22 protein-coding genes are annotated in these 24,524 nt (G+C 37.9%); 19 read left to right on the top strand and 3 right to left on the bottom strand.

Annotated elements, in window-relative coordinates; all coding sequences use genetic code 11:
* Positions 1 to 46 precede the first annotated feature (46 nt).
* On the bottom strand, positions 47 to 718 hold the full coding sequence (locus BacF7301_RS18055; RefSeq protein WP_167964982.1) for a hypothetical protein: 672 nt from the start codon (positions 716 to 718) through the stop codon (positions 47 to 49).
* 105 nt (positions 719 to 823) lie between these two features.
* A complete protein-coding gene (locus BacF7301_RS18060) occupies positions 824 to 5,275 on the bottom strand; it encodes a translocation/assembly module TamB domain-containing protein (protein ID WP_167964984.1) in 4,452 nt (1,483 codons plus the stop codon).
* 200 nt (positions 5,276 to 5,475) lie between these two features.
* Here BacF7301_RS18060 and tsaD point away from each other — a divergent pair, with 200 nt between their 5' ends.
* From tsaD to BacF7301_RS18155, 19 genes are all read left to right on the top strand, one after another.
* Positions 5,476 to 6,495, top strand: coding sequence for a tRNA (adenosine(37)-N6)-threonylcarbamoyltransferase complex transferase subunit TsaD (tsaD, locus tag BacF7301_RS18065; protein WP_167964986.1), 1,020 nt, complete (start codon positions 5,476 to 5,478; stop codon positions 6,493 to 6,495).
* 62 nt (positions 6,496 to 6,557) lie between these two features.
* The gene (locus BacF7301_RS18070) at positions 6,558 to 7,790 is read left to right on the top strand and encodes a competence/damage-inducible protein A (protein ID WP_167964988.1); all 1,233 of its coding nucleotides are present in this window, start codon (positions 6,558 to 6,560) and stop codon (positions 7,788 to 7,790) included.
* 122 nt (positions 7,791 to 7,912) lie between these two features.
* Positions 7,913 to 8,173 (top strand): 50S ribosomal protein L28, encoded by a 261-nt coding sequence (rpmB, locus tag BacF7301_RS18075; protein ID WP_167964990.1) that lies wholly within the window; start codon positions 7,913 to 7,915, stop codon positions 8,171 to 8,173.
* Positions 8,174 to 8,194: 21 nt separating this feature from the next.
* Positions 8,195 to 8,383, top strand: coding sequence for a 50S ribosomal protein L33 (gene rpmG / locus BacF7301_RS18080; RefSeq protein WP_002560155.1), 189 nt, complete (start codon positions 8,195 to 8,197; stop codon positions 8,381 to 8,383).
* A 16-nt stretch (positions 8,384 to 8,399) separates the two neighbouring features.
* Positions 8,400 to 8,558, top strand: coding sequence for a DUF4295 domain-containing protein (locus BacF7301_RS18085; protein WP_005777897.1), 159 nt, complete (start codon positions 8,400 to 8,402; stop codon positions 8,556 to 8,558).
* A gap of 140 nt (positions 8,559 to 8,698) precedes the next feature.
* Positions 8,699 to 9,658, top strand: a complete 960-nt coding sequence (gene ftsY, locus BacF7301_RS18090) for a signal recognition particle-docking protein FtsY (protein WP_022138243.1) — start codon at positions 8,699 to 8,701, stop codon at positions 9,656 to 9,658.
* Positions 9,655 to 10,965 carry a 30S ribosomal protein S12 methylthiotransferase RimO gene (gene rimO, locus BacF7301_RS18095; protein ID WP_167964991.1) on the top strand — a complete coding sequence of 437 codons (1,311 nt, stop codon included), beginning with the start codon at positions 9,655 to 9,657 and terminating at the stop codon, positions 10,963 to 10,965. Before ftsY ends, rimO begins: the two co-directional genes overlap by 4 nt.
* Positions 10,958 to 11,230, top strand: a complete 273-nt coding sequence (locus BacF7301_RS18100) for an HU family DNA-binding protein (RefSeq protein WP_073346459.1) — start codon at positions 10,958 to 10,960, stop codon at positions 11,228 to 11,230. The genes rimO and BacF7301_RS18100 overlap by 8 nt, the downstream gene beginning before the upstream one ends.
* A gap of 12 nt (positions 11,231 to 11,242) precedes the next feature.
* Positions 11,243 to 12,610 carry an HU family DNA-binding protein gene (locus BacF7301_RS18105; RefSeq protein WP_167964992.1) on the top strand — a complete coding sequence of 456 codons (1,368 nt, stop codon included), beginning with the start codon at positions 11,243 to 11,245 and terminating at the stop codon, positions 12,608 to 12,610.
* Between the two features lie 238 nt (positions 12,611 to 12,848).
* On the top strand, positions 12,849 to 13,844 hold the full coding sequence (locus BacF7301_RS18110; protein ID WP_167964993.1) for an AAA family ATPase: 996 nt from the start codon (positions 12,849 to 12,851) through the stop codon (positions 13,842 to 13,844).
* 82 nt (positions 13,845 to 13,926) lie between these two features.
* The gene (locus BacF7301_RS18115; RefSeq protein ID WP_167964994.1) at positions 13,927 to 14,796 is read left to right on the top strand and encodes a DUF58 domain-containing protein; all 870 of its coding nucleotides are present in this window, start codon (positions 13,927 to 13,929) and stop codon (positions 14,794 to 14,796) included.
* A complete protein-coding gene (locus BacF7301_RS18120; RefSeq protein ID WP_440130853.1) occupies positions 14,796 to 15,884 on the top strand; it encodes a hypothetical protein in 1,089 nt (362 codons plus the stop codon). The genes BacF7301_RS18115 and BacF7301_RS18120 overlap by 1 nt, the downstream gene beginning before the upstream one ends.
* 50 nt (positions 15,885 to 15,934) lie before the next feature.
* Entirely contained in the window at positions 15,935 to 16,918 is a 984-nt protein-coding gene (locus tag BacF7301_RS18125; protein ID WP_022138236.1) for a vWA domain-containing protein, read from the top strand.
* Between the two features lie 46 nt (positions 16,919 to 16,964).
* The gene (locus BacF7301_RS18130) at positions 16,965 to 17,993 is read left to right on the top strand and encodes a VWA domain-containing protein (protein WP_167964996.1); all 1,029 of its coding nucleotides are present in this window, start codon (positions 16,965 to 16,967) and stop codon (positions 17,991 to 17,993) included.
* An 8-nt stretch (positions 17,994 to 18,001) separates the two neighbouring features.
* Positions 18,002 to 18,724, top strand: coding sequence for a tetratricopeptide repeat protein (locus BacF7301_RS18135; RefSeq protein ID WP_209319459.1), 723 nt, complete (start codon positions 18,002 to 18,004; stop codon positions 18,722 to 18,724).
* A gap of 31 nt (positions 18,725 to 18,755) precedes the next feature.
* On the top strand, positions 18,756 to 20,591 hold the full coding sequence (locus BacF7301_RS18140; protein WP_167964998.1) for a BatD family protein: 1,836 nt from the start codon (positions 18,756 to 18,758) through the stop codon (positions 20,589 to 20,591).
* Between the two features lie 18 nt (positions 20,592 to 20,609).
* Complete coding sequence (locus tag BacF7301_RS18145; protein ID WP_167964999.1) at positions 20,610 to 21,437, top strand: tetratricopeptide repeat protein; 828 nt, start codon at positions 20,610 to 20,612, stop codon at positions 21,435 to 21,437.
* Positions 21,438 to 21,563: 126 nt separating this feature from the next.
* Positions 21,564 to 21,854 (top strand): hypothetical protein, encoded by a 291-nt coding sequence (locus BacF7301_RS18150; RefSeq protein ID WP_022138231.1) that lies wholly within the window; start codon positions 21,564 to 21,566, stop codon positions 21,852 to 21,854.
* A 75-nt stretch (positions 21,855 to 21,929) separates the two neighbouring features.
* Positions 21,930 to 23,051 (top strand): universal stress protein, encoded by a 1,122-nt coding sequence (locus BacF7301_RS18155; protein WP_167965001.1) that lies wholly within the window; start codon positions 21,930 to 21,932, stop codon positions 23,049 to 23,051.
* Between the two features lie 249 nt (positions 23,052 to 23,300).
* Here the strand turns inward: BacF7301_RS18155 and BacF7301_RS18160 are convergent, their stop codons facing one another.
* Positions 23,301 to 24,515 carry a tetratricopeptide repeat protein gene (locus tag BacF7301_RS18160; protein ID WP_167965003.1) on the bottom strand — a complete coding sequence of 405 codons (1,215 nt, stop codon included), beginning with the start codon at positions 24,513 to 24,515 and terminating at the stop codon, positions 23,301 to 23,303.
* Between the last annotated feature and the right edge of the window lie 9 nt (positions 24,516 to 24,524).

Consider the following 24,524-nt stretch of genomic DNA (forward strand, 5'->3'; position numbering starts at 1 on the left):
AGGGCTATTCTTAATCACTTATGGACTTTCATCTATATCAAATTGATTATCGTAAAGGTATGTGATAATAAATCCTCTCACTATATCCGATTCCTTCAGAAGTTATCATATAAATGCATGCATAATAGTTGTTAGGATATGTACCGCTAAGGGAAAAAGTAAATGAACTGCTGTAATGGTCGATTATAATTTTGTCTTCACAGTTCTTTATATTCGGAATTACATTCTTATTGTAATCTGTTGCAAGTATTCTGCAATAACCGACTTCTTTTACATCCCCTCCGCCAATATCAATTTTCACTCGACAATCTGTTCCGAGAGACAATAACGTTGCCTTTATGTCAGGCACTCCTTTAGTTGTAGTAAACTGAATAGTCTCTCCAATATCCATAACAGTACGATTTTTTGCATAAGCCCTTACGTAATAGGTAGTACCTCCTTGAAGGTTTGTTAGTTTTACTTGGAATTTTCCATTTGTTTGCTCGGCAATTACCCTTTTATCCATATCTGTCGGCTTCTCATTAGTTTGGCTCCAATAAATGCCGCACTCATCAACTTCCGTATTGTCATTCATTGTTATTGCTCCATTTATCACCACACTATATCGTTCAATGTCCGTTACAGTAATAGTAGGAGTAATACTCTCTGTATCATCGTTCGAACAAGAATACATAAAAAACATGGTATAAAATACCACTAAATAATACATAATTTTCATTGTTATATCTTTTGGATTAAATAATGCGACAAATATAGATTAAAAAAGAATCTATACTTATCTACTACAAGGTTGTCACCCAAAAGAAATAAACCTTGTTTATAACTACTGCCGTTTTCTTTTTATGGTCGATTTGGCTGTTTCATCTGTCTGAATGCTATCTGTCTGCTGTTGTTTCACCTTTTCAACTTCTTCCTGTTTCCGTTTATTGCGCAACTTCCACTTATTCCAAAAGAACAAATCACTCCATTTATTGAAATCTTTCTTATACATAATACCTACACCTTGTGTAGTCAGGTTCGTTTTCGTATAATAACGGTCATTCGTTTCATTATACGCTTTTAAACGAATATCTCCCGAGCGGTTAATCAGCCATTCCGCTTCAAAGTCTCCTACAAAGTTCGTATTCGCCATAGGATTGTCCCGGTAACCGAAGTTTCCATTAATCAACAATCTGTTATTCAATAGCTGACCGGACAAAATGCCTTCTACTTCCATATCTGTCCAACCTTTATCACCCGTACTCAAATTTGTTCCAATGTTCCAGTTATTTGTTTCAAAAACTTGTGATAGTGCATTATTTAGCTGACCGGAAAGGGTAGAAGAAAGTACTGATGACATTACATTTGAATTCTGATTATTATTCCGGGCATCTTCTGTATAGAACTTACCGATACCTAACAAATAAAGAATCTGCATATTCATCTGTTCTTCCGTACTGATATAGTTACGTACCAATGTCTGCACCTCATCTCTTTCATTGGGAAGATCAATACCCAATTTTATAGTTGGACGTACCAGCATCCCACTCAAATTCATGATACAATTTACCCGCACATTAGGCTGTTGTATAATAGCTGAAGCATCGGGTATCAAATCATTCAATGAAGCAGAGTTTACTGTATAAGAAGCTTGTATATCCATATTAGCATCCAAAGGTGTACCATTGAAAGTAATTGTACTTCCATCTTTGATTACAAAATCCTTACGAATGACTTCCTGCAAACTAAACTTATATACACCTTGCGTAATTCGATAATTACCGAACATCTTCACGTCACCTTTATTATAGAATTCCGTTCGGATATTTCCTGTACCTTTTCCACTAATATAGTCTCCGGCAACTGGATCCATAATAATTCTCATAGTAGCGTCAGGCGTTGCATCCACCAGAATGTTCAAGCGAATATCCGTCTTTTGTTCCTCTGTCTCTGCCTGACGTTTTTGCTGTATTTGGTCATAGTAAGAGATGATTTGAATGGAGTCTTGAATAGTGCGACGGGGTGTTTTGTCCACAAACTTTATAAACTGATTACTGGTGGCAGATGCTACGCTTCCATTAATATAGGTAAAGACAGTATTCCTGTTGGTGGTCATAGCAGCATTAACTTCCAATCCTTGTGTAGCATTTCCGGAAAGTAAAACATTGCCAGTACCATATACCGTTCCATAGAAAGGCATATCTGTCGATTCCTTCGTGTTCATCACAAGCATATTATTAGCTTGTATCTCAAAGCGATAGTTTAAGTTCTTAAAATGCTGGAAATGCAAATATCCATTTATTCTTCCGGTATGCCCCGCCATATCGGAAATATACATATTATTAAATGTCAATCCGGTAGGGGCAAGGCGGATCGTATCCTTAACGGAAAAATGAGTGTTCAATATATCAAACTTCATGGAAGCGTCTGTCATGACCGCGCCATCCAGGTTCAATCCTTTGAATTTTCCATAGAAATGTACCTTCCCTGTTCCTCGTCCTTTTATATCAGTAGCAATAGACTTCATGTAATGTTCAAGAAACTTCAGATTCAATTCATGAGCTTCGATATTCAAGTCAAGTCCGCTTTCCGGTTTTAATGGATGGATAATGCCTGTAACACGAGATGGGGCAGAAGCTATGTCTTGAATAGATGCATCCAAGCGGATACCTCTGTTTTCATTATCCCACTCACCATATATGTCCAAGTCACCCAATCGTCCTTCGTTAAGCGAGAAATTCTTAACAAATAAACGGGTATTCATCACAGGCTTTTTCAGCACACCACTTGCGTAAGCTGTCCCCGTAGCATCACCTTCAAAGTTTACATCATCAGAGATATTTGCAATATCAAATACATATCCCATATTAATATCCTTCAAATCGACTTTAACCGTGTCTTTGGGATTATCAGAGAGACGTCCGTTAATACGTACATAACGATCCTGATGGCTAAAATAGAAATTATTCACATCTACTTTTCCCGAATCTACTACCACTTGCGAAGGATGTATCTGCCAAAGAGTATCATTCAAAATAATATCTGTAGGCTTCACATCTACCATCGCCTTCAATAATGGCTTTTCCCCTTCGGTACGTAAAAACTTGGCCACGGCAGCCAATTGTCCGCTATAAGTTACCGCTGCGCTATTTCCCCAGTTTAATGTCGTACTGACATTATCATTTTTCGCCTGTGCATCCAAGGAAAGATTCACTGCTCCTTTCTTCTTCAAACTGGTTAAGCGAACCCGGGCACGAATATGATCTGCCGGATTCTCACATAAAATCAAACCGGACTCTATATAGTTATTTTTATATTGTAAACGAGGGAAATACCCTTCCACACGCAAACGTTGCATGGGATCATTAAAATACCCCTTTAAAGTAGAATGAGTATATACGGTCAGTGGAATATCAAAAATAGTAGATAAGATATCCGTATTATATATATGTATATCAAACAGGAAATTATTATGTGTTTCAATCGGCTTTTTAGGCGGCAATATCAAGGATGGAACATATTTCCTCATAATATTCAAAATACTGGCAGGCAATGTGTGATATTGGAATTTTCCTTCTACGCTTGCTGTCAGGAACTCGGAAGTCAGCCTTAACTGATTCTCGTTATTCTGTTTTGTTGCCCGAATATTCATGTTTTTCATGAAATATTCTTTTTCCGGTGCTGTAAACTTCAGACTATCTACATTGATTTCTCCGATCATTTCATCCACAGATCCACCTGTAAAATTAGCTTTCAGCTTCAGGGAGAATTCTGCGTCCGGATACTTGGTAGTAAGATTCAAATCATTGGGCCGTACTTTGTCAACTACTGCAAGAAAATTAAAAGTCGGAATCTTGGAAGTGACATTAACATCTCCATTCAAATAAATGGAACCATTCGGGTCATCCAATGCGATCTTACCATTAAATCCGCCTCGTTTATATTCGCCATCCAGCGTTATATTCTCATATCTATATCTGCTATAATCTATAGAGGCAATCAATCCTTTTAATTCAACAACCGGAAGCTGGTCTGTAATGTGCCGGCTATGCACATCAAGATTGAATGTGATTTCTCCCAACTGCTCATTAGCCAATAGTTCACCAAGCTTGAAATCTTCTGTTTTCACTGCACCGGAGTAAGCAAATAGTCCCTTACTCTTATCTGTACTTAACTTCAAGTCGGTCTTTACATTTCCCAGGCTGGTACGCAATTGGCCATATGTAACCAGATCTGTGAAATACCCGGAGATTTCCCCCCGGAAGCTAACATCACCCAAACGTTCAAGAATAGGAGGAACTCCATTATAATTATGGCTCAAATTACGTACCAAAAAGCCGACACCACGAGTATTGGCTGAAAGTTCGGAAAGAGTGCCATATACATATGCATCCTGTGGGTGTGACAAATCTTGAAGCGACACATCTCCCCTAAGGCGGAACTGGCGGTCGTCTGCTGTAATTTCCAAATGCGAGCAAGTCAACTGGTCGACCGTACCTTTTACTTCCATATCCAACGTTACCGGTTCCTTAAAATGCGACAAAACGGGTACAAATGCCGAAATATCTTTTAACGTAACTTGCGACGGTAGTGTGCGGAAAGAAAAACGAACCTGCTCCGCAAAGTGATTGAAAGCTTGCAGGCTGTCATATACCAAATGTATGGTATCCATTTTTAAGGAAGTCTCAGGCAGTTCGATAGCAAAATTGTCAATATTGGTCTGTCTACTATTGGCAACCAATTTCAGGCTCAACTTCTTTAAAGAAAATCCCGATGCCTTCTCGTCAAGGCTCAATCGTTTGATTCCTAAATTCACGGAGTCCTTGCTCAATGCTTTCAAGGAAATATTAGCAATAATATTTTGGAGCTGGACATGTTTAGCATTAAACTTTCCCGGTGTTTCCTCTTCCGAAAGCACATGATAGGTCATCCGGCCACGACGAATCAAAATCGAATTGATACGCAAATCAAGTGAGCTCTCTTTCTTCACAGTATCCTTAGACGCAAAAGCATCCAGGACAAACTTAAAATTAGGCGGAGAATCCGGCGTATCTTTCTGAAGACTGATATTGAATCCGAAAAGCTGAACACTGCTGATGGAAATCTTTCCTTTAAAGAAAGGCATTATATCAAATTTGGCAGACAGACGGGTGACTTTGAGCATGTCTTGACCGCTTTGATCGTCAAGCAATACATCGTCAATGATAATACGGTTCAGCAATCCGATATTAATTCTGCCGATCATGACTTTTGTTCCCAAAACTTCAGAAAGTTCTTTTGCTACAAATGAACTCATTGCTCGCTGAATACTTGGTATATTCAACAAGATAATAGCCCCGATATATACTCCCAGTACAATACCGACTACCCAGCGTACAGTCTTTTTCAGCGTTCTGATAAGCGATTACTTTTATTTTGCGAACAAAAATATAAAATAGTTCGTTATGAATCGTAGTTTTATGATTACTTTTGCACCGTTTAATAGTTTAAATACTTATGAGTGCAATAATATTAGGAATTGAATCCTCTTGTGATGATACGTCGGCAGCCGTAATCAAAGATGGTTATCTGCTGTCAAATGTGGTATCAAGTCAAGCCGTACATGAAGCATACGGTGGAGTAGTACCCGAACTGGCTTCACGGGCACACCAACAAAACATCGTACCGGTAGTACACGAAGCATTAAAACGTGCCGGCATTACCAAAGAAGAATTAAGTGCGGTGGCTTTCACCCGTGGTCCGGGATTAATGGGTTCTTTGCTTGTCGGTGTTTCTTTCGCAAAAGGATTTGCCCGTTCTTTAAACATTCCTTTGATTGATGTTAATCATTTGACGGGACATGTTTTAGCACATTTTATTAAAGCAGAAGGAGAAGAGAATAAGCAACCTCAATTTCCATTCCTTTGTCTATTGGTTTCCGGGGGAAATTCCCAAATTATATTGGTAAAAGCATATAATGACATGGAAATTCTTGGGCAAACGATTGATGATGCAGCAGGTGAAGCAATAGATAAATGTTCGAAAGTAATGGGGTTAGGTTATCCGGGCGGCCCGATCATTGACAAATTGGCACGCCAGGGAAATCCGAAAGCATTTACTTTCAGTAAACCGCATATTCCAGGTTTGGATTACAGCTTTAGCGGGTTGAAAACATCATTCTTGTATTCATTGCGTGATTGGATGAAGGATGATCCTGATTTTATCGAACATCATAAGGTAGATTTAGCTGCATCGCTGGAGGCAACGGTCGTAGATATTCTAATGGATAAACTGCGGAAAGCAACGAAAGAATATAAAATAAAGGAAGTAGCCGTGGCAGGTGGTGTTTCTGCAAATAACGGATTGCGTAATTCATTCCGTGAACATGCCGAAAAATATGGCTGGAATATATTTATTCCTAAATTTAGCTATACGACCGATAATGCAGCAATGATTGCCATTACCGGGTATTTTAAATATCTGGATAAGGATTTCTGCTCTATTGATCTTCCGGCCTATTCTCGTGTGACATTATAAATTGTTCTCGCGTACCTATATTATATAAGGGAATATATATAATTAATATAAAGCAGGGAAATATGTTTGCCGAGATTATAACCATTGGCGATGAACTGCTGATAGGGCAGGTTATCGATACTAACTCCGCCTGGATGGGGCAGGAGTTAAACAAAATAGGTATTGAAGTACTTCGTATTGTTTCAGTCCGTGATCGGGAGGAAGAGATTCTCGAAGCGATTGATAATGCGATGAAAAGGGTAAATATTGTTTTAGTGACCGGAGGACTTGGCCCTACTAAGGATGATATAACCAAACAGACTCTTTGTAAATACTTCCATACGGAACTGATATTCAGTGAAGAAGTCTTTGAGAATGTAAAGCGGGTGTTAGCGGGGAAAATCCCAATGAATGCGCTGAATAAAAGTCAGGCGATGGTTCCTAGAGATTGCACAGTAATCAATAATCCTGTAGGAAGTGCTTCTGTCAGTTGGTTTGAAAAGGACGGGAAAGTGCTCGTTTCTATGCCCGGAGTTCCACAGGAAATGACTGCCGTGATGACCGAAAGCGTATTACCTAAGTTGCACGAAAGGTTTCAAACGGATGTAATCATCCACCAAACTTTCCTTGTACAGCATTATCCGGAGTCGGTATTGGCTGAAAAACTAGAGCCTTGGGAAAGCGCTTTGCCGGAATGTATCAAATTAGCATATCTGCCCAAACTTGGGATTATTCGTCTGAGATTAACCGGACGCGGACAAAAAGAAGAAGAAGTAAAAGCCCTTCTCAGTTGTGAAAAAGTAAAACTGGAGGAAATATTAGGCGACGATATTTTTAGTGAGGAAGATACTCCGTTAGAGGTCATAGTGGGTGAACTCTTGAAAAAGAAAAAAATAACCGTTTCCACCGCAGAAAGTTGTACAGGAGGAAGTATTGCTGCACGGCTAACATCCGTTGCAGGAAGCTCGGAGTATTTTTATGGCAGTGTAGTGGCTTATTCCAATGATGTAAAAATGGGGCTTTTAAACGTGTCTTCCAAGACATTGGAGTGCTATGGCGCTGTAAGTGAGCAGACTGTAATTGAAATGGTAAAAGGTGCGATGAAAGCATTGAAAACTGACTGTGCTGTCGCGACATCGGGAATAGCCGGCCCGGGTGGAGGCACTCCGGAGAAACCCGTGGGGACTGTCTGGATAGCTGCTGGTTATAAAAACGAAATTCATACTTACAAGCAGGAAACGAATCGCGGAAGAGCCATGAATATTGAAAGGGCAGGCAATAATGCGCTACTAATGCTTCGGGATTTACTCAAATAAAGAAAAATAGCTGCTTATAAGTGAATTATTTTAAGAAATCCTTGTTTTATACGGATAAAAGTGCTTACTTTGCGTCCTGTTTGAAATAAGTATAGATATAAAACTATAAAAATAAGATAGAAATGTCGAAGATTTGTCAAATTACCGGAAAGAAAGCCATGATTGGCAACAATGTTTCACACTCAAAGAGAAGAACTAAAAGAACCTTTGATTTGAACTTGTTTAACAAAAAGTTCTATTATGTAGAACAGAATTGTTGGATCAGCCTTAGCATTTGTGCTAACGGGCTGCGTATTATCAACAAAAAGGGACTGGATGCTGCGCTTACTGATGCTGTAGCTAAAGGTTTTTGTGATTGGAAAAGCATTAAAGTAATCGGCTAAACGTAGAGGAGAAAACTTACAATGGCAAAGAAAGCAAAAGGTAACAGAGTACAGGTGATTCTGGAATGTACAGAACACAAGGATAGTGGAATGCCGGGAACATCTCGTTATATCACAACTAAAAATAGAAAGAATACTACAGAAAGACTTGAGTTGAAGAAATACAACCCGATTCTGAAGAGAGTTACAGTACACAAGGAAATTAAATAATAAAGTAGTATAACCCATGGCAAAGAAAACAGTAGCAAGTTTGCACGAAGGTTCTAAAGAAGGTCGTGCTTATACCAAGGTTATCAAAATGGTAAAATCTCCGAAAACTGGAGCTTACATTTTTGATGAGCAAATGGTTCCTAATGAAAAAGTACAAGACTTTTTCAAAAAATAATTGAAATAGCATACACGCTATAAATTCAAAATCCTCTCATTGTTTATCAGTGAGAGGATTTTTTATTGCTTCTTTTTTTTACTTTTTCAATCCTTTGTTATATCTTTGTAGAATAATGTATTATACAAACAACCGTAAATATGGGATTTTTTAGTTTTTTTTCAAAGGAGAAGAAGGAAACTTTAGATAAAGGATTATCTAAAACCAAAGAGAGCGTATTTAGTAAAATAGCTCGTGCCGTGGCTGGAAAGTCAAAGGTAGATGACGAAGTATTGGATAATCTGGAAGAAGTGCTTATTACATCTGATGTAGGTGTGGAAACCACTTTAAATATAATCAAGCGCATAGAAAAACGTGCCGCTGCTGATAAATATGTGAATACCCAGGAACTGAATCATATATTACGCGACGAAATAGCCGCCTTGCTGACCGAAAACAATTCGGATGATGTAGCCGATTTCGACGTAACCATCGAAAGAAAGCCGTATGTGATTATGGTGGTGGGAGTGAATGGAGTGGGTAAGACCACGACGATCGGCAAACTGGCTTATCAATTTAAAAAGGCGGGTAAATCCGTTTATTTAGGAGCTGCTGATACATTCCGTGCTGCTGCAGTAGAGCAGCTTATGATTTGGGGAGAACGGGTAGGTGTGCCGGTTATCAAACAGAAAATGGGGGCTGATCCTGCTTCTGTGGCATATGATACTCTTAGTTCTGCTGTTGCCAACAATGCTGATATCGTTATTATTGACACAGCGGGGCGTCTTCATAATAAAGTTGGCTTGATGAATGAGCTGACAAAGATAAAGAATGTAATGAAAAAAGTGGTGCCTGATGCACCGGACGAAGTTTTGCTGGTATTGGATGGTTCTACCGGACAGAATGCCTTTGAGCAGGCCAAGCAATTTACATTGGCAACAGAAGTAACTGCTATGGCTATCACAAAACTGGATGGTACGGCCAAGGGTGGTGTAGTGATTGGTATTTCCGATCAGTTCAAAATTCCCGTAAAATACATTGGATTAGGCGAGGGTATGGAGGACTTACAAGTATTCCGTAAAAACGAATTTGTAGATTCCTTGTTTGGTGAGAATGCATGAAAAGAAAAAGAATTGATATAATCACCTTAGGGTGTTCTAAAAACCTGGTTGACTCGGAACAATTGATGCGTCAGTTGGAAGAAGTCGGATACAGCGTAACTCATGATACAGAAGAACCTCAAGGAGAGATAGCCGTTATCAATACATGTGGTTTTATCGGTGACGCCAAAGAGGAATCTATCAATATGATTCTGGAATTTGCCGAAAGGAAAGAAGAAGGTGAACTGAAGAAACTTTTCGTAATGGGTTGTCTCTCTGAACGCTATCTTAAAGAATTGGCGATTGAAATACCTCAGGTGGATAAATTCTACGGCAAATTCAACTGGAAAGAGTTATTGCAGGATTTAGGGAAAACATACCACGACGAGTTGTACATTGAGCGGACATTGACTACTCCCAAGCATTATGCTTATCTGAAAATTTCAGAAGGGTGTGATCGCAAATGTTCCTATTGTGCCATTCCGATAATTACGGGGCGTCATATATCCAAACCTATAGAAGAAATTCTGGATGAAGTTCGGTATTTGGTATCTCAAGGAGTGAAAGAGTTTCAAGTGATTGCACAGGAATTGACTTATTATGGCATCGACCGGTATAAGAAACAAATGCTTCCTGAATTGATTGAACGTATTTCTGATATTCCGGGAGTGGAGTGGATTCGTCTGCATTATGCATACCCTGCACACTTTCCGACTGATTTATTCCGGGTAATGCGCGAACGCGATAATGTATGTAAATATATGGATATTGCACTTCAGCATATCAGCGACAATATGTTGAAATTGATGCGCCGACAAGTTACCAAAGAAGATACTTATAGACTGATTGAGCAATTCCGCAAAGAAGTACCTGGTATTCATCTGCGAACGACGCTAATGGTGGGACATCCGGGGGAAACCGAAGAGGACTTTGAGGACCTGAAAGAATTTGTGCGAAAAGTACGTTTTGATAGAATGGGGGCTTTTACTTATTCAGAAGAAGAGGGGACTTATGCAGCAGAAGCATATGAAGACTCTATCCCACAAGAGGTAAAACAAGCCAGACTTGATGAACTGATGGATATTCAGCAGGGAATCTCTGCTGAATTAAGTGCCGAAAAGGTTGGTAGACAAATGAAAGTTATCGTCGACCGACTAGAGGGAGATTATTATATTGGGCGAACAGAATTCGATTCGCCGGAGGTGGATCCGGAAGTGTTGATTAATCGCTCAGAAAAAGAACTTAAAATCGGGCAGTTCTATCAGGTAGAAGTGATAGATGCAGATGATTTTGATTTATATGCAAAGATAATAGATGACTATGAATAATAAGGAATTTACATCTGAACTGGCAGAAAGATTGGGATATACCATCAAAGATACTTCCGAATTAATAAGCTCTTTGCTGTCCAGCATGACGCAAGAACTGGAGGAAGGTAATATGATTGCGGTCCAGGGATTTGGTTCTTTCGAAGTAAAGAAGAAAGCGGAGCGCATTTCTATAAATCCGGCGAGTAAACAGCGTATGCTGGTTCCTCCCAAATTGGTATTATCTTATAGACCTAGCAATACACTGAAAGATAAGTTTAAATAAATATTCCCCGTTATGAATGAAAGACTAACAATTCAAGATCTTACTGACTTATTGGCTGCCAAACATAGCATGACCAAGAAGGATGCCGAGGCGTTCGTAAAAGAGTTTTTTCTCCTGATAGAACAAGCCTTGGAAAGCGAGAATACTGTAAAAATCAAAGGATTGGGAACTTTCAAACTTATTGATGTAGATAGTAGGGAAAGTGTCAATGTCAACACAGGAGAACGTTTTCAGATAAAAGGTCATACAAAAGTTTCCTTTTCTCCGGATGCTAGTCTAAGAGATATTATCAACAAGCCTTTTGCGCATTTTGAGACTGTCGTTCTAAATGAAAATACAATTTTAGAAGATACTCCGGTAGAAGAAACGGAAGAAGAAGAAATAGGAGAAGAAATTCCTGTACAGACACCGGCAAATGAGAAAGAAGAAGTTCAAGAGATTGATTATAGCTCTACTGTAGTAGAAGTAAATGAAGCTGTTAATGAGAGTGAGAATCTTTCGGAAGAGGAAGCTGTACAGGAAGAACAAGTAACCGAACAATCTGAAGAAACGACTATCAAAGAGCAGATTGCAGATGAAATCGCCCACGTAGTTGTACAGGAACCGATAGAACAGCCCAAAGAAGAGGAAGTTGTCAAAGAAACATCTATCATTGAACAACAGCCAACTCCTATAAAAGAAAAAGAAGGCTTCACTGCCGAAGAGATTATAGAGAAAGAACTTCTGAAAGCAAATCTGAAGCCTGAAATTCCTATAATACCGGCTAAAGAGGAAAATGTAAATCCTGTCAAGCCAGCACAGCCTATCGCTTCTTCGAGTTCCAAGAAGAAAAATTCGGCGAAAGAAAAGTCACCAGTGCCTTACTTGATTGCTGTCATTATCCTTGTTTTGCTGTTATGCGGCGGTGTCGTTCTATTCATTTATTATCCGGATTTATTTTCTTCTTCATCCGACAAAAATGCTCTTGATATGCCACCTGTAACAACCCAGCCTGTTCAACCGGAAGCGCAACTCTCTGATACAATTGAGCATAAGGATACAATTAAAGAAATAACGCCTGATATACCTAAAGCAGTTGTTACTCCACAGCCAGTTGCTAAAAAGGAAGAGGTGATCACCCCACCAAAAACTGAAAATAAAGTTGTGCAACAACAACCTTCAGCTTCTGCTTATTTGGATTCGGCATCTTATAAGATTACAGGAACCAAAACTAAATATACAATCAAAGAGGGTGAAACTTTGACAAGAGTTTCTTTGCAGTTCTATGGCACAAAAGCTATGTGGCCATATATTGTGAAACATAATCCGGGCGTAATCAAGAATCCCAATAATGTGCCATACGGTACAACAATTAAAATACCGGAACTTACCAAAGAATAAGTAATAATAATCCATTCACCCGGCCATACAAACACTGTATTGGTCGGGTGAAATGTTATGGATGTGCAAAAGCGTATGAAAGTACCTTAATCTAAAGATTTCGCATAGTTTTTTAATAAAAATTAGTTGCAATCGTTAATTATATGGCGTACTTTTGGGAGCAAAATTAAAAGCCTTATGACACAGGCAAGGCTTACATAAAAATAATGGAAATTAAATAATAAAATATTAAGTATTTATGGCTGAATCAATTGATATCCGCGAGCTAAATGAGCGGATTGAAAGACAAAGTGCTTTCGTTACCAATCTTACGACAGGTATGGACCAAATTATTGTTGGTCAGAAACATTTGGTTGAATCACTGCTTATCGGATTACTTTCCGATGGTCACGTTCTTTTGGAAGGTGTACCTGGTTTGGCAAAAACTTTGGCTATTAAAACACTCGCTTCTCTGATTGACGCGAAATATAGCCGTATCCAGTTCACACCAGACTTATTGCCTGCCGACGTTATAGGAACAATGGTTTACAGTCAGAAAGATGAATCTTTTAAGGTACAAAGAGGTCCGATTTTCGCCAACTTTGTATTAGCTGATGAAATAAACCGTGCTCCGGCCAAAGTACAGAGTGCTTTACTGGAAGCTATGCAGGAACGCCAGGTTACTATCGGTAAAGAAACATTTGAATTGCAGGAACCTTTCCTAGTATTAGCTACTCAAAATCCGATTGAACAAGAAGGAACTTATCCTCTTCCTGAAGCGCAAGTCGACCGTTTCATGTTGAAAGTGGTCATCGACTATCCGAAGTTGGAAGAAGAGAAGTTGATTATTCGCCAGAATATCAATGGAGAAAAGTTCAATGTGAAACCGATTCTAAAAGCTGATGAAATTATTGAAGCACGCAAAGTTGTTCGTCAGGTATATTTGGATGAGAAAATTGAACGTTATATCGTAGATATTGTATTCGCTACCCGTTTCCCGGAAAAATATGATCTCAAAGAATTAAAAGATATGATAGGATTTGGAGGTTCGCCCCGTGCTTCTATCAACTTGGCTTTAGCTGCCCGTACATATGCTTTCATCAAACGTCGTGGTTATGTAATTCCAGAAGATGTACGTGCTGTTGCACATGATGTTCTTCGCCACCGTATAGGATTGACATACGAAGCGGAAGCTAACAATATGACTTCGGACGAAATCATCAGCAAGATTCTGAATAAGGTTGAAGTGCCCTGATTCGTAGTTATAATACAGTCAATAAGTAGTCATGGTGTTATACTTGACTACTTTAGCTACTTACTACTTAACTACTGTATAAATGGAGACAAGTGAAATACTAAAAAAAGTTCGTCAGATTGAAATTAAGACACGGGGATTGTCTAACAATATCTTTGCAGGCCAGTATCATTCGGCTTTCAAGGGTAGGGGTATGTCGTTTTCTGAAGTCCGGGAATATCAGTTTGGCGATGATATACGTGACATAGACTGGAATGTGACGGCACGTTTCAATAAACCTTACGTGAAAGTGTTTGAAGAAGAACGCGAACTGACAGTCATGTTGATGGTTGATGTTTCCGGAAGTTTGGAATTTGGTACTGTTAAACAGCTAAAGAAGGACATGGTAACGGAAATTGCGGCTACTCTTGCTTTTTCTGCCATACAGAATAATGATAAGATCGGCGTGATTTTCTTTTCAGACCGGATAGAAAAGTTTATTCCACCTAAAAAGGGACGTAAACATATTCTATATATTATCCGTGAACTGATTGACTTTCAACCGGAAAGCCGTCGTACCAATATACGTCTTGCATTGGAATACTTGACTAATGTGATGAAAAGACGCTGTACGGCATTCATTTTATCAGACTTCATCGACCAAGAAAGTTTTAAAAATGCATTAACCATAGCCAATCGGAAACATGACGTAGTAGCATTACAAGTTTACGACCGAAGAGTAAGTGATCTTCCGCCTGTAGGATTAATGCGAATAAAAGACGCAGAGACTGGTCATGAGCAATGGATCGATACTTCTTCTAAAGCTGTACGTCGTGCACATCGTGACTGGTGGATACAGAAGCAAGCTGAACTGAGCGATACGTTTACTAAAAGTAATGTAGACTCTGTGTCGGTTAAAACTGACCAGGATTACGTAAAGGCATTGTTGAATTTATTTGCCAAACGAAATTAATGAAATCAAATATGAATAGAAATATTATTCTGATAGCATTATTAGGTCTATTATCTATCGGCAAAGTAGCAGCGCAATCTGTTACAGTGGAAGCAAAAATAGATTCATTGCAGATACTGATTGGCGAACAGGCGAAATTGCAATTGCAAGTCGCCATGGATGCTAAGCAGCGCGCTATTTTTCCTGCTTATGCCGATACTTTAATAAAAGGTGTAGAAATTATAGAAACTGTCAAACCGGATACCCAATTTCTGAACGATCGCCAGCGAATGTTGATTACTCAGGAATATGTTATCACTTCTTTTGATTCAGCTTTATATTATCTGCCACCAATGCCTGTAACGGTAGATGGCAAAGAGTATAAATCAAAAGCCTTGGCATTGAAAGTGTATTCCATTCCAGTAGACACATTACACCCTGACCAATTTTTCGGACAAAAACCTGTAATGAAGGCACCTTTTGCATGGGAAGACTGGTATGGCTTGATTGCTTGTTCATTCCTAGCTTTACCTCTGCTCGGTTTATTGATCTATCTTATCATACGTATCCGTGATAATAAGCCAATTATCCGTAAGATAAAAGTTGAACCTAAGTTGCCGCCACATCAGGCTGCCATGAAGGAGATAGAACGTATCAAAACTGAAAAGATATGGCAGAAAGGACAACCGAAGGAATACTATACAGAGTTGACTGATACTCTTCGTACTTATATAAAAGATCGTTTCGGATTTAATGCATTGGAAATGACTTCTTCTGAAATCATTGATAAATTACTGGAAATGAATGATAAAGAGGCTATGTCTGATTTGAAATATCTTTTCCAAACTGCCGATTTAGTAAAGTTTGCCAAACATGATCCTCAAATGAATGAAAATGATGCAAACTTGATTAATGCTATCGACTTTATCAATGAGACGAAACAACCGGAAGAGGAAAATCAGAAACCACAACCAACAGAAATCACCATCATTGAGAAACGCTCTTTGCGGGTTAAAGCAATGCTGATTTGTGGAATTACGCTTTTATCAGTTGCATTGATTGGTACCTTTATATATATAGGTATGCAGATATACAATCTTTTTGTATAAAGAATGTATAACTTGAATACTAAATAGTAAACTGTTAAATCATAAATAAAATGGTTTTTGCCAATATTGAATATCTGTTTTTGCTATTATTGCTTATACCTTATATTGTATGGTATATTCTGAAGCAAAGAAAAAGTGAAGCTACCCTTCAAATTTCTGATGCCAGGGTATATGCGCATACACCCAAAAGTTATAAGAATTATTTGTTGCATGCTCCATTTCTATTACGTATCATTGCATTAGTATTGGTTATTTTGGTTCTTGCACGCCCACAAACGACTAATAAGTGGCAAAACAGCGAGATAGAAGGAATTGATATTATGCTGGCTATCGACGTTTCTACCAGTATGCTGGCTGAAGACTTGAAACCTAATAGGCTGGAAGCTGCAAAAGATGTTGCAGCGGAGTTTATTAATGGACGTCCCAATGACAATATCGGTATCACATTATTTGCCGGTGAGACCTTCACTCAATGTCCATTGACTGTAGACCATGCCGTATTGCTGGATATGATTCATAATATCAAATGTGGCCTTATCGAAGATGGTACTGCAGTGGGTATGGGAATAGCGAATGCTGTAACCCGTCTGAAAGATAGTAAAGCTAAATCGAAAGTCATCATCTTGTTGACGGATGGTACTAACAACAAAGGCGATATTTCTCCGATGACGGCTGCCGAAATAGCTAAGAGCTTTGGAATTCGTGTATACACTATCGGTGTAGGAACGAATGGAATGGCACCTTATCCCTATCCAGTCGGTAATACAGTGCAATATGTCAATATGCCGGTAGAAATCGACGAAAAGACATTGACGCAGATTGCCGGAACAACAGATGGTAACTATTTCCGGGCTACGAGCAATTCGAAACTAAAAGAAGTATATGAAGAAATTGATAAACTGGAGAAAACCAAACTGAATGTAAAAGAGTACAGCAAACGCGATGAAGAGTATCATTGGTTTGCATTAGCTGCTTTCCTCTGCGTGCTATTGGAAGTATTGCTACGTAATTCAATACTCAAGAAAATTCCATAAGGTGGTTTGTCAATTGTAATTTGTCAATCATAAAATAGTAAAGAAGATGTTTCGATTTGGAGAACCTACATATTTATATTTATTGCTGCTATTGCCTTTCTTAGCAGCTTTCTACTTGTATTCCAATTACAAAAGAAGGAAGAATATTCGCCGTTTTGGTGATCCTGCTTTGTTGGCTCAATTAATGCCTGACGTCTCTAAATATCGTCCGGATGTAAAATTCTGGATCTTATTTGCTGCTATCGGCTTATTTTCAGTACTATTAGCACGTCCTCAATTTGGTTCTAAATTGGAAACGGTAAAGCGCAAAGGAGTGGAAGTGATTATTGCATTAGACATTTCAAACTCTATGCTTGCCCAGGATGTGCAACCGAGCCGTTTGGAAAAGGCAAAAAGATTAATATCCAGATTGGTAGATGAACTTGATAATGATAAAGTCGGCATGATTGTTTTTGCCGGTGATGCGTTCACCCAATTACCAATTACCAGCGACTATATTTCTGCTAAAATGTTCTTGGAGTCCATAAATCCTTCTTTAATATCCAAGCAAGGTACAGCTATTGGAGAAGCAATTAATTTAGCTACCCGTAGTTTCACTCCTCAAGAAGGAGTAGGGCGTGCCATCATTGTCATTACGGATGGTGAGAACCATGAAGGCGGTGCAGTGGAAGCAGCTAAAGCTGCAGCAGAAAAAGGTATACAAGTAAATGTATTGGGAGTAGGTATGCCTGATGGAGCTCCTATACCGGCTGAAGGTACAAATGATTATCGTCGTGACCGGGAAGGTAATGTAATCGTTACGCGGCTGAATGAAGCGATGTGTCAGGAGATTGCCAAAGAAGGAAAAGGTATATATGTACGGGTAGACAACTCTAATTCGGCACAGAAAGCTATTAATCAAGAGGTGAACAAAATGGCAAAATCCGATGTAGAGTCGAAAGTCTACACTGAATTCAACGAACAATTCCAAGCAATTGCCTGGATTATTCTACTATTGCTATTGGCAGAAATATTAATTTTGGATCGCAAAAATCCTTTATTTAAGAACATTCATCTGTTTTCTAATAAGAAATAGTTATGCGCATGTTAAAAAGTAAATATATTATATTCGTCGTGCTTCTGCTATCGGCTGCTGCTGTCTCAGCGCAGAAAGAAGAACGTGACTATATCCGTAAAGGAAACCGCCTGTTTAATGATAGCGTATTTGTAGATGCAGAGGTAAACTACCGGAAAGCTCTGGAAGTAAATCCTAAATCTTCAGTATCCATGTATAATTTGGGTAATACGCTTTCACAACAGCAAAAGTTCCAGGATGCTATGGAGCAATATGTAGCAGCTGGCAATATAGAAAAAGACAAAATGAAACTGGCGCATATTTACCATAACATGGGAGTACTTTTCCAGGCTGGTAAAGACTATGCAAAAGCTGTGGATGCATATAAGATGTCATTGCGCAATAATCCTACTGATGATGAAACGCGATACAACTTGGCTCTTGCCCAAAAAATGTTGAAAGATCAACAACAGAACCAGCAGAATCAAGACCAGAATCAGGATCAAAACAAAGATCAACAAAAGCAAGATCAAAAACAAGACCAAAATAAAGATAAACAGAAAGATCAGAATCAAGATGAAAAGAAAGATCAGCAACAACCGCCCAAATCTGAAAAACAAAATAATCAGATGTCAAAGGAGAATGCTGAACAATTACTGAATTCTGTGATGCAGGATGAAAAAGACGTGCAGGATAAAGTAAAGAAACAACAGAAAGTACTGCAGGGTGGTCGTTTAGAAAAAGATTGGTAATATAAAGTTGACGATATAAATTTCATAAGCAATGAAAAAACTGATTATTATATTGATGGCATTGATAGCATATAGCACTCAGGCATTAGCCGATAAAGTGTCTTTTACTGCTTCTGCTCCTGATGCAGTGGTAGTAGGCGATCAATTCAGGCTATCTTACACTGTAACTACACAGAAAATTAAAGATTTTCAGGCTCCCTCAATTAAAGGATTCGATGTACTAATGGGGCCAAGCCGTTCACAGCAAAGTAGTACCCAAATTATAAATGGTAATGTTACATCTACCAGTAGTATTACATTTACATATATATTAATGGCTAATACTGCCGGTGAATACACGATTGGTGGTGCTTCAATTGTAGCCGATGGTAATCAAATGGTATCGAACTCGGTGAAAATTAAAGTACTACCGCAAGATCAAAGCAGTAATGGAGGTCAAAACAGTAGCAGTAATAACAACTCTTCCATACATTCTTCGTCCGGTACGACTGTATCTAATCAGGACTTGTTTATCACTGCAACTGCCAGCAAAACCAATGTATTCGAACAGGAAGCATTTGTTCTGACATATAAAATCTATACCAGAGAGTCGAATTTGCAGCTAAACAATGCCAAGCTCCCTGATTTTAAAGGTTTCCATTCACAGGAAATCGAAATGACAACAAATGCTAAGTGGACTCCTGAACATTATCAGGGACGTAATTACTATACAACAGTTTATCGTCAGTTTGTACTTTTTCCACAGCAATCAGGTAAACTATATATAGATCCGGCTCAATTTCAGATGACAGTAGGAAAACCTATACAATCAGCCGATCCTTTCGATGCATTTTTTAATGGTGGAAGTAGTGTGATGGAGATTAAAAAAAATATCGCTACTCCTAAGATAGCAATAAATGTCAATCCACTTCCAGCTGGTAAGCCGTCAGACTTCTCTGGTGGAGTAGGAGAGTTTACCATTTCTTCATCTATTAATAGCAAAGAGTTGAAAACCAATGATGCTATTACTATTAAACTAGTTATTTCCGGCACAGGAAACTTGAAGTTGATTTCTAATCCAGAAATAAAATTTCCGGATGACTTTGAAGTATATGATCCCAAAGTAGATAATCAGGTTAGGTTGACTCGTGAAGGACTTACTGGTAATAAAGTAATTGAGTATCTGGCGATTCCCAGACATGCCGGAACATATAAGATTCCGGGAGTATCTTTCAGTTACTTTGATATTCGTTCCAAATCATACAAAACTCTAAAAACGGAAGAGTATGTAGTGAATATTGAGAAGGGTGCAGGAAATGCAGATCAAGTGATTGCAAATTTCACTAATAAGGAGGACTTGAAAGTATTAGGAGAAGATATACGTTATATCAAACAAAACGAGGTAACTCTTCAGCCTAAAGGTAGTTTCTTCTACGGTTCAATGACCTATTGGTTATTCTATATTATTCCAGCTCTTGCCTTTATCATCTTCTTTATTATCTATCGCAAGCAAGCAGCAGAGAATGCCAATGTTGCTAAGGTGCGGACAAAGAAAGCTAATAAAGTCGCTACAAAACGTATGAAATTAGCAGGTAAGCTACTTTCTGAAAATAAGAAGGATGCTTTTTATGATGAGGTTCTGAAAGCATTATGGGGATATATTAGTGATAAGTTAAATATTCCGGTATCTCGTTTATCTAAAGATAATATCGAAGAAAAACTAAGAAATCATGGAGTGAATGAAGAACTAATTAAAGGATTCCTGAATGCACTGAATGACTGTGAATTTGCCCGTTTCGCTCCAGGAGATGAAAATCAAGCTATGGATAAAGTTTATTCATCTTCGATAGAAGTAATAAGCAAAATGGAGAATTCAATAAAACATTAACCAAGAAGAGATTGTGTTATGAAAAAAATATTATTTTTTATATTAATATTAATGTCGGTGACTTGTTTTGGACAGGATTCACAAAACATTGATTCTATACAAGTTAACGATTCTATCCATGCGGGTTCTACTATATTCTCTAATGATACACCCGGAGATATTACAAAAACTGAAGGGGACTCTGCATACATAAAGGAAGATTATGCCACAGCCATTCAAGTATACGAAACGCTGTTAAAGAATGGAGAAGCTGCTGACGTTTATTATAACCTAGGGAATAGTTATTATAAAATAGGAGAAATAGCAAAAGCAGTCCTCAACTATGAACGTGCTTTACTATTGCAACCCGGTAATAATGACATTCGTGCTAATCTTGAAGTAGCACGTGCCAAAACAATAGATAAAGTAGAACCAGTTCCCGAAGTATTCTTTGTTTCATGGACTAAATCTTTGATAAATAGTATGAGTGTAGATGCATGGGCAATGTGGGGAATCATCTCTTTTATTTTATTCATTGTTGCACTCTACTTTTTCATATTCTCTAAACTGATTATGTGGAAGAAAGCCGGTTTCATATCAGGAGTCATCTTTTTGATTATTACTATATGTACCAATCTCTTTGCTTCAGAGCAAAAAGAACATTTAGTAAACCGGAATGAAGCGATTGTTATGAATCCAAGTGTCACGGTTCGAAGTACTCCCAGTGAGAGTGGTACTAGCTTATTTATTCTCCATGAAGGAAGAAAGGTAAGCATCAAGGACAATTCGATGAAAGAATGGAAAGAAATCCGCTTGGAAGACGGAAAAGTAGGCTGGGTGCCGACCTCCGCTATTGAGGTGATATAGAGCCAAATAAAAGATTTTATAAATTCAGAAAAAAGATAAGCAAATAATTTGTTTTATCTTTTTTTTTGCTTAAGTTTATAGCGTGATAAAAAAATCACATAGTATTAACCATTAAATTTACGAGACATGAGAACAATAACATTTAATGAACTTCGTAAGATTAAAGATTCATTGCCTAGCGGTAGCATGCATAGAATAGCAGATGAACTTGGTTTGCACGTAGATACTGTGCGAAACTTCTTCGGCGGGCACAATTTCAAGGAAGGAAAAAGTGTCGGAATACATCTTGAGCCCGGTCCGGATGGTGGGCTTGTAATGCTGGATGATACGACCGTTCTTGATCGGGCTTTAAAGATATTGGATGAATTGAATATGAGAATGCAAAAAGAACAGGCTACCGAATCTGTGCAAGTTTAAAATATAACAAACTGAATCCCAATTGAGCAAACAATTGGGATTTCTTATTTGTTCACCCTTCAAAAATGTACATTTATGGAAGACAAATTAGTAACCCTAGCCATTCTGACATATACCAAAGCTCAGATATTAAAGAATGTCCTTGAAAATGAAGGTATTGAGACATACATTCATAACGTAAACCAAATACAGCCTGTCGTTTCTTCGGGTGTCCGTTTGCGAATTAAGGAAAGTGATTTACCACGTGCGCTAAAAATAACAGAAAGTTCTACTTGGTTATCTGAAAGTATAGTGGGAGAGAAGGAACCTAAAGTTGAAAATAAATCAAACAAGATTTTAATCCCTGTCGACTTCTCCAATTATTCGATGAAAGCATGTGAATTTGCTTTTAATTTAGCAAAAACAGAGAATGCAGAAGTTATCTTATTGCACGTTTATTTCACGCCTATATATGCATCGTCATTGCCATATGGAGATGTTTTCAATTATCAGGTTGGAGATGAAGAGACTGTGAAAACTATTATTCACAAAGTACATTCCGATCTCAATGCTTTATCAACAAAAATAAAAGAAAAAATTGCCTCAGGAGATTTTCCGGATATCAAATATAGTTGTATTCTTCGGGAAGGTATTCCTGAAGAAGAAATACTTAGATATGCCAAAGATCAACGTCCCATTGTTATTATAATGGGAACTCGGGGCAAGAATCAAAAAGATATTGATTTGATTGGCAGTGTAACCGCTGAAGTTATTGAGAGAAGTCGTACTGCAGTGTTGGCCATTCCTGAAAATACACCATTCAAACAATTCAGTGAAGTCAAACATATTGCTTTCATAACAAATTTCGACCAGAGAGATTTAATTGCATTTGAAGCATTCTTCAATACTTGGAAATCATTTCATTTTTCAGTATCTTTGATACATCTTACCGAATCCAAAGATACCTGGAATGAAATAAAACTTGCAGGAATAAAAGAATATTTCCATAAACAATATCCGGGGCTTGAAATTCATTATGACGTTGTAATGAGTGATAATTTATTAAAAGGACTTGATCAATATATCAAAGAGAATCAAATAGATATAATCACACTGACTTCATATAAAAGAAACATATTCGCTCGCTTATTTAATCCAAGTATTGCCAGAAAGATGATATTTCACTCTGATACACCATTACTTGTTATTAACGGATGATCAAAACGGATATAAAAAGCTATTCACGATTAGGGAATAATCATTATTATGTTTAATAGATAAAAGGAGCAAATTCAGACTTTGCTCCTTTTCTGTTTTTTGTGCCATCCAGAAATTATTTCATCCTATATTAGCCTCAATTGCTGGAAAGCCGAAACTAAAAAACGATCCCTCTTAAAAAATGAAATAAAAAAAGAAGGCTACTATTTTGCAAGTAACCTTCTTTATCTTTTTTATTCAGAAAGATGATTATTTCATCAACTTATCAATTTCTTCAAATTCAGGACCCATATTCAAGTTATAATAAACTCGGTAAAGACCTTGCAACCACAAATCTTGTTGATCAGGTTTCAAAACTCTAGCTTTTTCATAGAAGGGTTTAGCTTCTTCATAGAATTTCTTCACTACAGCCTGTGCTTCAGCATACTTAGGATCATTGATATCTGTTGTAGCTTTGTCAGCATAATCCTGTGCCTTCATCAAATATACCAAACCAACGTTAGAGTATGCTTCTGCATATTCCGGATCAGCAGCAATAGCCTTCTTATAGTATTCGATTGCATTATCATACTCTTTCATGTTATGATAAAGATATGCTTTTACATACAAATACAGTTTGTTATTAGGATCATTAGACAACATTCTATCAGCAAATTCCATTGCTTTAGAAGCTTGATTAGAACTATTATAATAGTCAACCAGGTTTGCAAAGAAATAGTCATTTCCCGGGAATTTAAGAATACCATCTTCCAAAGACTTGATCCATGCAGCAGTATCACCTTTAGCTTTATAAGCATCAGCCATTAACTGCATTGCAAATTTACCACCGTCCTTATCAGCCAAAGCCGCAGGAGCATATTTGATGATTGCGTCTTTATCACCTACTCTATCAGCAGCCAATGTTGCATAATAAGCAATTTGTGGAAGCAGAGTATCAGTTTTAGCAATTTCTTTGTCAGCCAGCATCGGATAAGAAGCTGATTCTACGTATGTTGCGAAGAATTTCAAAGCTTCTTTATTCTTATCCAAATTGAAATATTGGATACCACCATTAATCAAGTTCGGACGTTCAGCCAACATGCTGGAAGCATTTGTCTTACGATATTTGTTTTTAATTTTACCCTTTTCGTTAGGAACTTGTGCCAAATCATCGCATTTTGTATAATACTCATACATTTTCAGAATACTATTGTAGACTTTCAATGTATCATACGGTTTTCTCAAAAAAGCATTTTTCATCTGCTCTTCGTTAATACGCTTCTGAATAAATCCAGCAACGTCCCATGTGTCAGCAAGATCCTTTGTTTCAGGATTCTTCATAGCTTCCTTAATGAGCTGTTCAGCCTGCTTAAAATTAGGTTTTACGTCATTGGCAATACTCTTTGCTTCTTTCACATTCTTCATCTGAGCGAATGAGAAGCTAACAGCCATCAATAAAACCATCGAAAATAATACTCTTTTCATGATTGTTGT

The organism is Bacteroides faecium (genome assembly GCF_012113595.1).
In the GTDB taxonomy this organism is placed as follows: Bacteria; Bacteroidota; Bacteroidia; order Bacteroidales; family Bacteroidaceae; genus Bacteroides; species Bacteroides faecium.